The organism is Actinoplanes sichuanensis, assembly GCF_033097365.1.
Taxonomy (GTDB): domain Bacteria; phylum Actinomycetota; class Actinomycetes; order Mycobacteriales; family Micromonosporaceae; genus Actinoplanes; species Actinoplanes sichuanensis.
Genome location: NZ_AP028461.1, coordinates 5,539,825 through 5,554,800 on the forward strand (window position 1 = coordinate 5,539,825; position 14,976 = coordinate 5,554,800).

The 14,976-nt window shown below is 68.7% G+C and carries 13 protein-coding genes; all 13 read left to right on the plus strand.

Features of this window, described 5'->3' with window-relative positions:
* The first annotated feature begins 78 nt into the window (after positions 1–78).
* The 13 genes from ctaD to Q0Z83_RS25530 all read left to right on the plus strand — a co-directional run bounded on the left by ctaD (position 79) and on the right by Q0Z83_RS25530 (position 14,976).
* Positions 79–1,848 carry an aa3-type cytochrome oxidase subunit I gene (ctaD, locus tag Q0Z83_RS25470; RefSeq protein WP_317796512.1) on the plus strand — a complete coding sequence of 590 codons (1,770 nt, stop codon included), beginning with the start codon at positions 79–81 and terminating at the stop codon, positions 1,846–1,848.
* Positions 1,849–2,022: 174 nt separating this feature from the next.
* Entirely contained in the window at positions 2,023–2,901 is an 879-nt protein-coding gene (locus Q0Z83_RS25475; RefSeq protein WP_317796513.1) for an alpha/beta hydrolase family protein, read from the plus strand.
* Positions 2,902–2,921: 20 nt separating this feature from the next.
* The gene (locus tag Q0Z83_RS25480; protein ID WP_317796514.1) at positions 2,922–3,833 is read left to right on the plus strand and encodes a trypsin-like serine peptidase; all 912 of its coding nucleotides are present in this window, start codon (positions 2,922–2,924) and stop codon (positions 3,831–3,833) included.
* Positions 3,818–3,955, plus strand: a complete 138-nt coding sequence (locus tag Q0Z83_RS25485) for a hypothetical protein (protein ID WP_317796515.1) — start codon at positions 3,818–3,820, stop codon at positions 3,953–3,955. Before Q0Z83_RS25480 ends, Q0Z83_RS25485 begins: the two co-directional genes overlap by 16 nt.
* 80 nt (positions 3,956–4,035) lie before the next feature.
* Positions 4,036–5,178, plus strand: coding sequence for an alpha/beta hydrolase family protein (locus Q0Z83_RS25490; protein WP_317796516.1), 1,143 nt, complete (start codon positions 4,036–4,038; stop codon positions 5,176–5,178).
* Positions 5,179–5,429: 251 nt separating this feature from the next.
* Complete coding sequence (locus Q0Z83_RS25495) at positions 5,430–6,704, plus strand: ABC transporter substrate-binding protein (protein ID WP_317796517.1); 1,275 nt, start codon at positions 5,430–5,432, stop codon at positions 6,702–6,704.
* The gene (locus Q0Z83_RS25500) at positions 6,701–7,597 is read left to right on the plus strand and encodes a carbohydrate ABC transporter permease (RefSeq protein ID WP_317796518.1); all 897 of its coding nucleotides are present in this window, start codon (positions 6,701–6,703) and stop codon (positions 7,595–7,597) included. Before Q0Z83_RS25495 ends, Q0Z83_RS25500 begins: the two co-directional genes overlap by 4 nt.
* Complete coding sequence (locus Q0Z83_RS25505) at positions 7,594–8,430, plus strand: carbohydrate ABC transporter permease (RefSeq protein WP_317796519.1); 837 nt, start codon at positions 7,594–7,596, stop codon at positions 8,428–8,430. The genes Q0Z83_RS25500 and Q0Z83_RS25505 overlap by 4 nt, the downstream gene beginning before the upstream one ends.
* Positions 8,431–8,435: 5 nt before the next feature.
* Positions 8,436–11,144 (plus strand): exo-rhamnogalacturonan lyase family protein, encoded by a 2,709-nt coding sequence (locus Q0Z83_RS25510; RefSeq protein WP_317796520.1) that lies wholly within the window; start codon positions 8,436–8,438, stop codon positions 11,142–11,144.
* Between the two features lie 117 nt (positions 11,145–11,261).
* A complete protein-coding gene (locus Q0Z83_RS25515) occupies positions 11,262–11,738 on the plus strand; it encodes a hypothetical protein (protein ID WP_317796521.1) in 477 nt (158 codons plus the stop codon).
* A 63-nt stretch (positions 11,739–11,801) separates the two neighbouring features.
* The gene (locus Q0Z83_RS25520) at positions 11,802–12,359 is read left to right on the plus strand and encodes an RNA polymerase sigma factor (RefSeq protein WP_317796522.1); all 558 of its coding nucleotides are present in this window, start codon (positions 11,802–11,804) and stop codon (positions 12,357–12,359) included.
* A complete protein-coding gene (locus tag Q0Z83_RS25525; RefSeq protein ID WP_317796523.1) occupies positions 12,356–13,420 on the plus strand; it encodes a hypothetical protein in 1,065 nt (354 codons plus the stop codon). Before Q0Z83_RS25520 ends, Q0Z83_RS25525 begins: the two co-directional genes overlap by 4 nt.
* Before the next feature lie 77 nt (positions 13,421–13,497).
* Positions 13,498–14,976 carry a serine/threonine-protein kinase gene (locus tag Q0Z83_RS25530; protein WP_317796524.1) on the plus strand — a complete coding sequence of 493 codons (1,479 nt, stop codon included), beginning with the start codon at positions 13,498–13,500 and terminating at the stop codon, positions 14,974–14,976.

The window sequence follows — 14,976 nt, forward strand, 5'->3', positions numbered from 1 at the left end:
CGGAGCGGATTGCTGCGGTAGACGCCTATAACGGGTATAGGCCAGAAGTATCCGCATCCGTAGCCGAGGAGCTGTTGCATGACTACCGTCGCGCCGAGGCCGGTGCCCATCCGGCCTCATCCGATTCGCCGACAGGTGAAGGGTTCGGCGCTGGCCCGCATCCTGCGCACCACCGATGCGAAGCAGATCGGGATCATGTACATGATCACGTCGATCGTGTTCTACATGGTCGGCGGTCTGATGGCCCTGCTGATGCGGGCCGAGCTCGCCAAACCGGGCATGCAGATGCTGTCCCCGGAGCAGTTCAACCAGTTGTTCACCATGCACGGCACGGCCATGCTGCTGTTCTTCGCCACGCCGATCGTCTTCGCCTTCGCCAACTTCGTGATCCCGATCCAGATCGGCGCACCGGACGTGGCGTTCCCGCGACTCAACGCGTTCGCCTACTGGCTGTACCTGTTCGGCACGCTGACCGCGATGAGCGGGTTCATCATGCCGGGCGGGGCTGCGGACTTCGGCTGGTTCGCGTACACCCCGCTCAGCGACAGCCTGCACTCGCCCGGCATCGGCGGTAACGCCTGGGTGGTCGGCCTGGCGATCGGTGGTCTCGGATCGATCCTCGGCGCGGTCAACCTGATCACCACCATCCTGTGCCTGCGGGCCCCCGGCATGACCATGTTCCGGATGCCGATCCTCACCTGGAACATGCTGGTCACCAGCCTCCTGGTGATCCTGATCTTCCCGTTCCTGGCGGCCGCCCTGTTCGCCCTGGCCGCCGACCGGGTACTGCACGCCAAGGTGTTCGCCGTCGAGACCGGCGGCCCGATGCTGTGGCAGCACCTCTTCTGGTTCTTCGGCCACCCCGAGGTGTACGTCATCGCGCTGCCGTTCTTCGGCATCATCACCGAGGTGGTGCCGGTCTTCAGCCGCAAGCCGGTCTTCGGCTACAAGGGCCTGGTCGCCGCGACCCTGCTGATCGGCGCGCTGTCCATGTCGGTGTGGGCGCACCACATGTTCGCCACCGGCCAGGTGCTGCTGCCGTTCTTCAGCTTCCTGAGCTTCCTGATCGCGGTCCCGACCGGCATGAAGTTCTTCGTCTGGATCGGCACCATGTGGCGCGGCCAGATCAGTTTCGAGTCACCGATGCTGTGGGCGATCGGCTTCATGGTGACCTTCCTGTTCGGCGGCCTGTCCGGGGTGCTGCTGGCCGCCCCGCCGATCGACTTCCACGTCTCCGACTCGTACTTCGTGATCGCCCACTTCCACTACGTACTCTTCGGCACGATCGTGTTCGCGGTGTTCGCCGGCATCTACTTCTGGTTCCCGAAGATGTTCGGCCGGATGCTCGACGAACGCCTGGCGAAGATCCACTTCTGGCTCACCATGATCGGCTTCCACGGCACGTTCCTGGTGCAGCACTGGCTCGGCACCAAGGGCATGCCCCGGCGGTACGTCGACTACCTGGAGAGCGACGGCTTCACGTTCCTCAACACGTTCTCCACGATCGGCGCCTTCATCCTCGGCACCGCGACCCTGCCGTTCGTCTACAACGTGTGGAAGTCCTACAAGATGGGCAAGGTCACCACCGCCGACGACCCGTGGGGGCACGGCAACTCACTCGAATGGGCGACCAGCAGCCCACCGCCGCTGCGCAACTTCGACCGGATGCCGCGGATCCGTTCCGAACGGCCCGCCTTCGACCAGAAGTTCCCGCATCTGGCGGCCGGCGAACAGTCGCTGGCCGGGCCACCGGAGGGCGGAGCACGGCCGTTACACAAGGAGTCCGACGGCGGCGCCACCTACGCCGAGGACATCGCGTCGGACCGGGATCGGAAGAAGAAAAAATGAATCAGCGAAAGGCCGGGCGATTCGCCCGGCCTTTTTCTTGTCGGGAAGACGACAACGTGCAGAAGGAGCATGAAGCGATGGCCTGATCGGGCCGGCGGCAGTGGATACTCATTTCGCCCCCGGAGCGCAGAAAACGCGCCCGAGATCATTTTCGGATTCGGGCAGGAGATCTATATGCCAACGATCGTATATGTGCACGGAAACGGTAACAAGATCGCCTCCGACCGGCTGCGCGGCGAATGGGACCGTGCGTTGTTCGGACGCGACATGGGCGCCCGCTCCCGGATGGCCTACTGGGCACCGGTGCTGCATCCGAGCCCGCTCGGCATGGCCGAGGCCGACGAGATCCAGCAGCTGCCGGTGTCGCCGCTGGAGTCGTTCGTCCCCGAGTCGCCACCACCCGACGAGTTCACCGCCGAGCTGCTGCTCGAGGCCGGCGACAAGGCCCGCCAACTCGAACCCTGGCTACGCGACCTGGTCTACACCGGAGACGCCATCGTCGACGGGGAGAACGCCGCACCCCCGGTCTCATCCCCGTTCGAGGCCCTCCCACTGCCCAAGCCGCTGCGCCAGGCGGCCTTCCGGGAGCTGGTGAAACGGACCTTCAAGGATGTGTACGCATACTTCTTCGACAACCGCGGCGACGCCATGCGCCAGGTCCTACGCGACACGCTGGCCGGGCTGGACGGCCCGGTCGTCGTGGTCGGCCACAGCCTCGGCTCGATCATCGCCTACGACGTACTGCGCGAACCGGCCTTCCAGACGCTGAACGTGCCGCTGCTGGTCACCGCCGGATCACCGCTCGGCGTCACCGAGGTGCAGGATCTCGTGGTCCGCCCGCTGCAGGTTCCGGCACCCGTCGCACAATGGCGCAACGTCTCCGATTTCCGCGACCTGGTGGCGCTCGATCACACCATCCGCCCGGAATTCACTCCGGCCGCCCGATGTGCTGATCTCGCCGTCGTCAATGACAGCTGGAATCATCACGGTATCGGCGAGTATCTGGCCGGCGTCGCGGCCCGCCAGCCGATTCTGCAGATCTTCCAGCAGTGACCGGGGAGGTGCCCGGAAAGATGACCGAAATCAAATCGGTGACCAAACCACGGTCACCGCTCGAAAGCATCGACACGGCTCCGGTACGCCCTGCGTCCACCCCCGGATCCCTCGGCACGGCCACCGATGAGCGGTCCCGGTCGGTGCGTTTCCTGACCGTGAAAGGCCGCAGCGGCCCGATCCTGCCACCGTTCGAGTCGGTGATCGGCCGCGACGAGCGGGTCCGGATCCTGGACACCGACCTGACCCCGTGGCGGATGATCTGCTCGCTGCAGATGCGCGGACCGACCGGGTCCGGCGCGATCGGCACCGGCTGGTTCGTCGGCCCCCGAACCGTGCTGACCGCCGGGCACTGTGTGTTCAGCGACTTCTTCTTCGGCGGTTGGGCGTCCACCATCGACGTCATCCCGGGCCGCAACGGGTTCGGCCCGCCCGCCGAGTCGGAGCCGTTCGGCCGGGTGACCAGCACCGGCTTCTCCACCGTGGACCGCTGGCAGAGCACCGAGGACCCGGACTTCGACATCGGCTGCATCCACCTCGACGAGCCGCTCGGCGCGACCGTCGGCTGGTTCCCGGTCGGGGTGCGCACCGCCGAGCAACTGGAGGGTTTCCTGGTCAACGTGTCCGGTTATCCGGCCGACCGGGGTGACGGGGCCGCGCAGTTCCACGGCCACAACCGGATCCTGCGGGTCGGCGAGCGCCGGGTCTTCTACGAGGTGGACACGTTCGGCGGGCAGAGCGGCGCACCGGTGTGGATCTACGAGAACGACGACGTCACCAAGCCGGTCGCGGTGGGGGTGCACGCGTACGGCACCGGTGGCACCCCGGCCTCCCTGGGCATCACCGCGAACTCCGCCCCGCGAATCACCCCGGAGCTGCTCGCCCTGGTCACCGAGTGGGTCGCGCAGGACGGCGGATGGCCCGCCGCCTGAGCTCGTCCCCGGAACGGGTCGGCCTGGTCCTCGACGAGTCCGGCCGGCTCGTTCCGTACGCCATCGTCGAGGACACACCGGCCGAGGACGAGATCGTGAGCAGAGTCCATCGACCGATGTAGAACCGCGGTCTGACGCGGCCCGCCGGATGTCCGCCCGCGGGCAGACGATTCGAGGCTTCCGCCGTTCCTAGCATCGCGGCATGAAAACAACCTTCCTGGCGGTCTGCGCCCTCGCCGCAGGCCTGCTCACCCCGGTCGCGACCGGGACCGCGGCGCTCGCCGCCGAGCCGCTGCAACTGTCGGCGCCGACCGGCCGGTTCCCGGTCGGCGCCACCGAGCTTTACCTGAAGGACACCTCCCGCCCCGACCCGTGGGTGCCCGAGCAGACCGCCCGGGAGCTGATGGTGACCCTCTGGTACCCGACGAACACCCCTCAGGGCACCCGCACCGAGTATCTGTCGGCCGAGGAGTCCCGCCTGCTGATCGAGGGCAAACATCTGGACGGCGTACCACCGGAGATCTTCAGCACCGTCGGCACCTACGCCATCGACGGCGCGAAACCGGCCGGCCGGGCCCACAGCCTGCCGCTGATCGTCCTGTCGCCGGGCTGGACCCAACCGATCGTCACCCTGACCGGCCTGGCCGAAGATCTGGCGAGCCACGGATACGTGGTGGCCGGGATCAACCACACCTACGAGACGTACGCGATCACCTTCCCGGACGGCCGGATCACCGGGTGCGCGGCGTGCGCGTTCGACAACGACCGGAAGTTCTTCGGCAAGCTCTACCAGAGCCGGGCGGCCGACGTGTCGTTCGTCCTCGACGAGCTGACCGGTCGGCACCCGAAGTGGCCGGGCGCCCGGCTGATCGACCCGAGCCGGATCGGCGTGGCCGGGCACTCGGCGGGCGGCGCCTCCGCGCTGGCGGCACTCGTGCGGGACCGGCGGATCGACGCCGGGATCGACGTGGACGGCACCACGAACTCCGGTGGCGACCCGGTGGTCCCGGTGACCGGGGTGAACCGGCCGGCTCTGGTGCTCACCAGCGACGACCACCTGCCGGACGGGCACGACCAGTGGCTGGCCGCGGACTTCACGAACCTCACCGGGTGGAAGCGATGGATCGCGGTCACCGGGGCCGACCACGCGTCCTTCACCGACCTGGGCATCTTCGCCGATCAGCTGGGCATCGACATCGGCGCGACGACCCCCGGGGTGCGGGCCACCGAGATCACCCGACGGTACGTGCGGGCGATGTTCGACGAGCACCTGAGGCACCGCCGGCAGCCCCTCCTGAACAAGGCGTCGAACCGCTACCCCGAGGTGAGCATAGTGGCCCGGTGAGAGACGGGCGGGCCACCGGATGTTAGCGATCACTTGGAACCTGTCAAGGTTTCCGCTAAGTTACCGGCAGCCCGCCCTCGCTCGCCATCATAAAGCTTCTTATCGATGCGAGCAGGGCGTTGACGTGCTGTTGATCCGCATGCAAAGCTGCCGTCATTCAATCGAAGCAGTTCGATAATTCGATCTCTACCCCCGACGAACCGGGGGTCTTTTCTCGCATGCATATGAAACGTTACACGGGGAGGACTCCCATGACGGTCAGCAGGCGCACCCTTCTGCGCACCGGCCTCGCCCTGGCCGGCGCCGGGCTCACCACCACCGCGTGCAGCAGCGACGGCGGCGGCGACGGCAAGACCACGCTGCGGTTCGCGTGGTGGGGCAGCGAGGAGCGGGCCAAGCTCACCCAGCAGGTCGTCGACCTGTTCGTCGGCAAGAACCCGGGTGTCGAGGTGAAGACCACCTACGCCGCCTACGACCCGTACTTCCAGAAGCTCGCCACCGAGATGAGCGGCGGCAACGCCCCGGACGTGCTCCAGATGGGCGACCGCTACCTGCGCGAGTACGCCGAACGCAACACCCTGCTCGACCTCACCCCGCACCTCGGTAAGGAGGTGCAGACCGCCGACCTGGAGAAGAAGCTGTTCCCGGCGGGCAACATCGGCGACAAGACGTACGGCCTGCCGATGGGCCAGACCACCCACGTGCTGCAGTACGACGCGAAGCGCTGGGAGGAGGCCGGGGCCAAACTGCCCGCCGAGGGCTGGACCTGGGACGACCTGAAAACCGCGGCCGCGCAGGTGTCGGCGAAGTTCGGCCCGAAGGTGAGCGGGCTGAGCGACCCGTTCGGCATCGAGGACTGGTTCGGGGACTGGCTACGCCAGCAGGGCAAAGACCTGTACACCGCGGACGGCAAGCTCGGCTACGGCGAGGCCGAGGTGGTCGCGTGGTGGAAGCTGGGTGTGCAGTTCCGCGAGGCGAAGGCGATCACCCCGCCGGAGATCACCGCGAACACCACCCTCACCCCGTTCCCGCGTAAGGAGTCGACCGCCGAGTTCTGCCCGGACAGCACCGTCGGCATGACCTCGTGGGAGACGTACGGCAGCGAGTTCGCGCTCACCCAGTTCCCCACCGCGGGCACCGGGATCGGCCAGTTCACCCAGCCGCCGATGATGCTCAGCGTCGCCCAGCGCACCAAGAACAAGGACGTCGCCCTCAAGTTCGCCGACTTCTTCATCAACGACCCGGAGGCGGGCGCGATCCTCGGCATGGCCCGCGGCCTGCCGCCCAACCTGAAGATCCGGGAGACCCTGTCGGCGAAGCTGACCGACGAGTGGAAGATGGTCGCCGACTACGAGGCCAAGGTGTCGCCGCAGCTGCTGCCCGCCCCGGCCCCGCCGCCGAAGGGCGCCGGTGTGGTGAAGACCCAGTTCCAGCGGATCTACGACGACGTCATGCACGGCAAGGCCACTCCGGAGGCGGCGGCGCCGCGCCTGATGAGTGAGATCCAGCAGGCCCTGGGCGCATGACGACCGTGCTCGACCGGCCTGTCCAAAAACCCAGGTCAACGTCTACACCAGCGAGGAGGTACGGCGAACGCCCGTCGATCGCCTACCTCTTCCTCACGCCGTGGGTCGCCGGGGCGCTGCTGCTCACGCTCGGCCCGATGCTGTGGCTGCTGTACCTGTCGTTCACCGAGTACGACCTGTTCACCGCCCCGCGCTGGGTCGGCCTGGACAACTACGTACGGATGCTCACGGTCGACCCGCACTTCTGGAACGCGGTCTGGGCCACCTCCAAGTTCGTGCTGATCTCGGTGCCGGTACAGCTGGCGGCCGCCCTCGGGGTCGCCCTGCTGATCCACCGCAAGAGTCGGGCCCAGGGCTTCTACCGGTCGGCGTTCTACGCGCCGTCCCTGCTCGGTGCGAGCGTCAGCGTGGCCCTGGTCTGGCGGGTGATCTTCCACGACTGGATCGGGCATCCCGACCGGGCGCTGCTGGCCCTGGTGCTGCTGGCGGTCTGGCAGTTCGGCGCGCCGATGGTGATCTTCCTGGCCGGGCTGCAGCAGATTCCGCAGGAGTACTACGACGCGGCCGCGGTCGACGGGGCCGGGCCGTGGCGGTCGTTCCTGAAGATCACCATTCCGATGCTGTCGCCCGTCATCTTCTTCAACCTGGTGCTCGACACGATCCGCGCATTCCAGGTCTTCACCGGCGCCTATGTGGTCAGTAACGGCACCGGCGGCCCGAGCGACTCCACCCTTTTCTACACCCTTTATCTGTACGAGAAGGGCTTCGTCGAGTTCAAGATGGGTTACGCGTCGGCCATGTCATGGTTCCTGCTCGTGGTCATCGCCGTGATCACGGCGCTGCTCTTCCGTACCGCCAAGGGTTGGGTCTTCTATTCCGGGGACGAGTCGTGACCGGGCGGCTGCGGGTGACCGGCCGGCATGCCGCCGTGATTCTGTTGTTGATCCCGCTGCTGTATCCGATCGCCTGGCTGTTCCTGGCGTCGTTCAAGTCCGGTTCGGAGATCGTGCAGAGCCTCGCGCTGCTGCCCCGGGAATACATCCTGGACAATTACCTGGCGCTCGGTGACGACCTGGCCGGGGTGCCGGCGTGGACGTTCTTCGTGAATTCGACGATCGTCGCCGGCGCGTGTGCCCTGGCCAACGTGGCGAGCTGTTCGCTGGCCGCCTACGCGTTCGCCCGGCTGCGGTTCCGCATGCGCGGGGTGCTGTTCGCGTTCACGCTCGCCACCATCATGCTGCCGGTGCACATCATCACCATTCCGCAGTACTCGCTGTTCCAGAAGCTCGGGATGGTCGACACGTTCTGGCCGCTGATCCTGCCGAAACTGCTGGCCACCGACGCGTTCTTCATCTTCCTGATGGTGCAGTTCATGCGGACCATTCCTCGGGAACTGGACGAGGCGGCCCGGCTGGACGGCTGCGGCTCGATCCGGATCTTCGGCACGATCATGCTGCCGCTGGTCCGGCCGGCCCTGGTCACCACCGCGATCTTCACGTTCATCTGGACCTGGAACGACTTCTTCACCCAGCTCATCTATCTGTCCTCGCCGGAACGCCTGACGCTGCCCCTCGCGCTGCGCCTGTTCATCGACACCACCGACTACAACGCGTTCGGGCCGATGCTGGCGCTGTCCGCGCTGGCCATCGTGCCGATCCTGCTGTTCTTCGCCGCGTTCCAGCGGCTGCTGGTCGAAGGTTTCGCCACCTCCGGACTCAAAGGTTGATCCCCATGCAGGAATTCTCCCGCCGTACCTTCGTCCGCGGCGTCGCCGCCACTCCCCTGCTCGCCGCGGTCCCCGGTTCCCCCGCCGCGGCCGCGCCTCCCCCACTGCGTGCCGCTTCCTTTCCGGCGCCGGAGACCGTGACGCTGAAATGGCTGGAGGACCAGCCCGGCACCAATGTCGGCAGCACCTGGGGCGTGCCGTGGCCGCAGGGCGCGGTGTCGGCCGACTCGCCGTTCGCGCTGACCAGCGCGGAGGGCGCCGCGGTTCCGGTGCAGAGCTGGCCGATCGGGTACTGGCCGGACGGGTCGCTGAAGTGGAGCGCCCACGCGCTGCCGGCGAATGCGCCGCTGTCCGGGTCGTACACACTCTCGCGGTCGGCCGGCGCGCCGGTCACCACCGCCGTCACGGTCGCTGAGAAACACGACACGATCACCGTCGGCACCGGTGTGATCAACGTGGTCATCGGCCGTCGCGGCTCCGCCCTGATCAAGTCGATCACCCGGGGTGGCGTCGAGATCGCCCGCGAGTTGGAGCTCGTCAGCCTGCGCCAGACGACAGCCGACGACGAAGACGAGCGCCGTACCGCACGGGAGCGGCTGACCGGCAACATCCGGCGGGTCACCGTCGAGCAGCGCGGGCCGGTGCGGGCGGTCGTCAAGATCGAGGGAGACCATCGGCGGCGCGGGCGGTCCTGGCTGCCGTTCATCGTGCGGCTCTACCTGTACGCGGGGGCCGAGCACGTACGTGTCGTGCACACGTTCCTGTTCGACTCGGAGGGGCAGAAGGAGTTCGTGGCCGGGCTCGGCGTGCGGGTCGGGGTGCCGATGCGCGACGAGGCCTACGACCGGCACATCCGGATCTCCGGGGACGGCGACGGGCTCCTGCGTGAGGCGGTCAAGGGCATCACCGGCCTTCGCCGGGACCCCGGAGCGGTGGTACGCAACGCGCAGCTCGCCGGCCAGAAGTTGCCCGACCCGGCCACCTGGGACCAGCGGGTCACCACCCGACTGCCACTCATCCCTACCTGGGGTGACTACACGCTCGCGCAGCTCAGCTCGCAGGGGTACACGATCCGCAAGCGGACCAAGGCCGGGCACGGGTGGATCGACGTGGACTCCGGTCAGCGGGCCGGTGGGTTCGCCTACGTCGGCGGGGTCGGTGGCGGGCTCGGCTTCGGGATGCGGGACTTCTGGCAGCGGTATCCGGCGCAGCTCGACATCCGGGGTGCCGACACCGCCGAGGCGCAGGCCACGATCTGGATGTGGTCGCCCGAGGCGGGGCCGATGGACACCCGGTTCTACCACGACGGGCTGGGCCAGGACACCTATCCTGAGCAGCTCGAAGGGCTCAACATCACCTACGAGGACTACGAGCCCGGATTCGGTACGCCGTACGGCATCGCGCGGACCACCGAGCTCAGCTTCTTCGCGCTCGCGGCCACCCCGTCCTCGGTGGAGGCGGCGGCTCTGGCCCGTACCGTCAAGAATCCACCGCAGATCGTCGCGCCGCCCGCCCACCTGGCCGCCGCCGGAGCGTTCGGGGGTCTGTTCGCACCCGTCGACCGGTCCACGCCGGACCGGGCCAAGATCGAGGACCGGCTCGACTTCCTCTTCGACTACTACCGTGACCAGGTCGAATCCCGCCACTGGTACGGCTTCTGGAACTACGGCGACGTGATGCACACCCCGGACGTGGACCGGCACGTGTGGCGCTACGACGTCGGCGGCTACGCCTGGGACAACTCCGAACTGTCGCCGGATCTGTGGCTGTGGTTCGCCTACCTGCGGTCCGGGCGCGCCGACATCTTCCGGTTCGCCGAGGCGATGACCCGGCACACCGGTGAGGTCGACGTCTACCACCTGGGTAGATGGGCCGGGTTGGGCACCCGGCACGGGGTGCAGCACTGGGCCGACAGCGCCAAGCAGCAGCGCATCAGCACCGCCGTCTACCGGCGGATCTTCTACTTCCTCACCGCCGACGAGCGGGTCGGTGACCTGATGCACGAACTGGTCGACTCCGACCGGACGTTCCTCGCCCTCGACCCGCTCCGCAAGATCCGCACCGAGCCGTACACCCCGGATCCGCACGCCCTGTCGATCGGCCTGGGCACCGACTGGAGTGGTCTGGCCGCGGCCTGGCTGACCGAATGGGAACGGCGTGGCCCGAAAGCCGCGATCGCCGAGAAGAAGCTGCTCGCCACCATGCGCACGATCGGCCGGATGCCGAACGGCTTCGTCACCGGCAGCGGCCTCTACGACCTGGACACCGGGGAGTTCGCGGTCGCCGCGAAGACGGTCAGCGTGTCGCATCTGAGCGCCATGTTCGGCCAGGTCGAGGTCTGTGCGGAGCTGATCGCACTGGTCGACATGCCGGAGTTCGAGGCGGCGTGGCTCCAGTACTGCAGGTTGTTCAACGCCACCCGTGCCGAACAGGCCGCCGAGACCGGCGCCGACTTCGGCAACCTGATCCTCAAGCAGGGCCACTCCCGGCTGACCGCGTACGCCGCCGCCCGTCTGGGCGACGCCGCCCTGGCCGCCCGGGCCTGGAAGGAGTTCACCGCCACCGACGGTTACACCGATGCCAACCCGTGGCGAACCGTCCCGCTGACCGGCCCGGAGGTCCTCAACCCGGTCGACGACGCCCCGTGGGTCGACACCAACACCACGGCCCTGTACGGCCTGGCCGCCATCCAGAACCTGGCCCTGCTCCGCTGACCCGTTCCACCGTAGCGCCGGCAGGTGTGCACCCATCACCTGCCGGCGATATCGGCCCGTCGCGTCGGCCTTGCCCTCGAGAATTACCTGGTCGAGCGTCCGCGGGAGGGAGTGAAGATGGCCGGCGAGGTCTTCCACCAGGTACCGATACCGGAGAGGTTCGTTCTTCGGGTGATGTCCTCGATCACGGAATGGGTCGAGCAGGAGATCGACACCGAAGAACCGGCGAGGACTCCCGCGGGCCGTGAACCGGTCATCGCTTTCGAGCTTCCGCCGATACCGGACTTCACCGGCGAGGCCGATATCTGGCCTGCCGAACATCTGCTTGCGCTTTCTCGTGATCACCAGGCGAAGACCGCCGGCATCATCACCAAGATGCTCGATCATCTCTCGGATCAGCCGGGTCGGTTCTACCCATCCAGTCTCATCGCTCAGGAGATCGACGTACCGGAAGGCAGCGTCACCGCCGCCCTGAGGTGGCTGAACCGCTACATACCGTCGCGTTTCGGCCGTAGCGACAGACCCTTCTCGCAGGTCAGCGGCACCTACGGCGTCACTGCGGCACAGGCGGAGGCCTGGCGCGCGGTTCGCTGACCGATGCGGTCACCGCCGGAAGGTAGCGGTAACGTTCGGGGCCGGACCGGACATGGACGTGACGTGATCTCTCCTGAGGAGCGCTTCCGGCGGGTCTACGCGGCCAACTTCGAGGCGATGCTCGCCTATGCCATGCGGCGCGTCGAGCAGGCCGAGGACGCCTCGGACGTCGTCGCCGAGACGTTTCTGGTGGCCTGGCGGCGCAGCCGTGAGCTACCGCCCGACGACGAGGTCACCCTGTGGCTGTACGGGGTGGCCCGTCGCGTCCTGGCCAACCACCACCGTGGCGGCGTCCGCCGGGAACGTCTCGGGGAGCGGCTGCGTCAGCGGATCACCAGCCTCATCGCCGTCGATCCGGGACATGAGGTGCCGCAGCGGCTCGCGGTGCGGGCGGCGCTCGCCCGGCTGCCGGAGACCGACCGGGAAGTCCTCATGCTCACCGTCTGGGAGGGACTCCAGCCCCGGGAGGTGGCCGAGGTCGTCGGGCTGAACGCGGGTGCGGTACGGACCCGGCTGTCCCGGGCGCGGGCACGGTTACGGGAACTCGTCGGTGACGGTCCGCCGACGCCCGGACATGTACTCGACGTCCTGACCGCGACCGTCCCGGAGGAGGGCCGATGAACGACGAACGCCTTCTCGACGCAGACCCGTACCGGCCTGTCGCAGGCCGGCTCGACGGGGCGGAGCAGAGTCTCCTGGAGGAGATCATGTCCGTTCCCGCCGTCCCGTCCATCCCGCGGCGCCGCCGGCTCGCCGGGGCGGTGGCCGTGGCCGCCGCGGTGGCCGGGATCCTCGGCGCGTCCACGCTGCTGCCGGATCGCCGCCCGCAACCCACCCCGCTCACCCTGCCCAGCAACGGGCCGCAGGTGTCGCCGAGCGCCTCGACCGGCGGCGCGGGGGCCGGTCATCCACTCGATCTGAGGTACGCCGCGAGCCATCCGCGCCTGCTCATCGACCAGCCCGGGTGGAAGCTACTGGTGATCTACGGGTTCGCCGACGGGACCGGTTCCGTCGACTACGAGTACGGCCCGCGGACCGTCGGCATCACGTGGTATCGGGCCGACCGCTATCAGAGTTACCTCGAGGACCGGCTGCACGTCAGCAAGCCGAGGGCCACCCGGGTGGCCGGAGTCGCCGCGAAGGTGTTCACCTACAGCCGCAACGACTTCGCGGTCATGCTCGACCCGCGTGACGGCACTTTCGTCGAGCTCCGCGTCCAGGGCGACGGGGTGAGTCCCGCCTTCTTGGACACCCTGCTCAGGCGGATCAAGCGGGTGGAGCCGGAGGAGTTCCTGGCCTCGCTGCCACCGGAGGTGGTCACCCCCGGTGAGGCGACGGCCGAGGGCGAGAAGGCTCTGGCGGGGGTGCCGCGCCCGCCCGGGTTCGATGCCGGGAAGCTCGGACTGGACGGGGCGTACACGCCGTACCAGTTCCAGGCCCGGGTGGTGAAGCTCGTCGCCTGCGGCTGGGCCGCCGAGTGGGTGCGTGCCGACAAGGCCGGTGACGACGCCGCCGCCGAGACCGCCGTCGCGGCGCTGCGCAGCAGCGAGAACTGGCCGGTCCTGAGCGACATGGACGAGTCGAAGCGCGGGGACTGGTCCAGGATGCTCTGGGACGCGACCAGTGGACAGAGCCGGGACATGCCGCGCGACGTGCAGAACCTGGCGGGCTGCACCGAATAACGGGGTCAGCCCGGCCGGTCGGATCCGGGGCGGCCGCCCCGGGTCGACCGGTCGATCGAGGCGGGTACATTCGCGGCATGTCCGCGGGTTCGGCGCGTGTGGTGGGTGGCCGGTACCGGCTGTCCGGATGGCTGGGCCGGGGCGGCATGGGTGCGGTCTGGGCGGCCCACGACACCCTGCTCGGGCGCGATGTCGCACTCAAGGAGATCTTCCTGCCGGAGGAGACCGCCGGCCCGGACGATCCGTCGATCCGGCGTGCCTTCCGCGAGGCCCGGGCCGCCGCCCGGCTGCGGCATCGGGGCATCGTCACCGTCCACGACGTGGTCACCGAGGACGGCCGGCCGTGGATCGTGATGGAGCTGATCGACGGGCCGTCGCTGGCCGCGGCCATCCGTGAGCACGGCACGATCGGCGAGCGGCGGGCCGCCGACATCGGGTCGCAGGTGCTCGACGCGCTCCGCGCCGCGCACCGCCAGGGTGTCCTGCACCGGGATGTCAAACCGGCGAACATCCTGCTCGACACCGACCGGGTGGTCCTCACCGACTTCGGCATCGCCGCGATCGACGACGCCACCTCGATCACGTCGACCGGGCAGATGATCGGCTCCCCCGCGTTCCTGGCGCCGGAGCGTGTCAACGGGCGGCCCGCCTCGGCCGCGACCGACATGTGGGCGCTCGGCGTCACCCTGTACACCGCGGTGACCGGCCGCTCGCCGTTCCCCGGTGACGATCTGCAGAGCGCGATGGCCGCGATCCTCCACCACGATCCCGAGCCGCCGGCCGGCGCCGGTCTGCTGTGGCCGGTCATCGCGGGCCTGCTCCTCAAGGACCCGGCCGCGCGCCTGACCGCCGACCAGGCCGCCCCGATGCTGGCCGCGATCATCCGCGACCGGCCCGAGACGGTCGCCACCGGCCGGCAGCTCGCGGCCACGCTGCCGGAGCCCACGCCGGTCCGTACCACCGTCGCGGTCCCCGCCCGGCAGCCGGCCGGACCCGCCCAGCGAGCGGCCGGGCCCGGCTATCCGGCGGGTCCCGCGCACAACCCGCGGCGCGGGTTTCCGTGGCAGGCGTTCTGGGTGCTGGTGCTGGTCGTCTGCACCCTGACCGCCGCCGGGGCGATCCTCCGGACGACATGGCTTCAGCTGGATGGATCGGCCGCACCCGACCCCGAGGTCAGCCCCACACCGAGCAGCTCCCCGTCGTCGGCGGCACCGCAGGCGATCCCCGCCGCCTTCGTCGGGAAGTGGTCGGGAACGGCGAAACAGCCGATCGGTGTGGTGGACTCGTGGCAGGTGACGATCACCTTCACCGCGGCCTCGCCGACCGGCGCCTTCGACACGTCGCTGGCCTGTGACGGGACCCTGGCCGTCGTCGAGCCGTGGCCCACCGGCCGGGAGATCCACCTGCGGCAGCAGACCGGCTGGAACCCTCGCGGGACCTGCGTCGACGCGGCCAAGGTCACCCTGCGCATCGGCGACGACGATCGGATGGAGATGACCTGGCAGGACCTCGGCGAGCCGCTCAACATCGCGACCGCGTCACTGACCAGGTCGTGA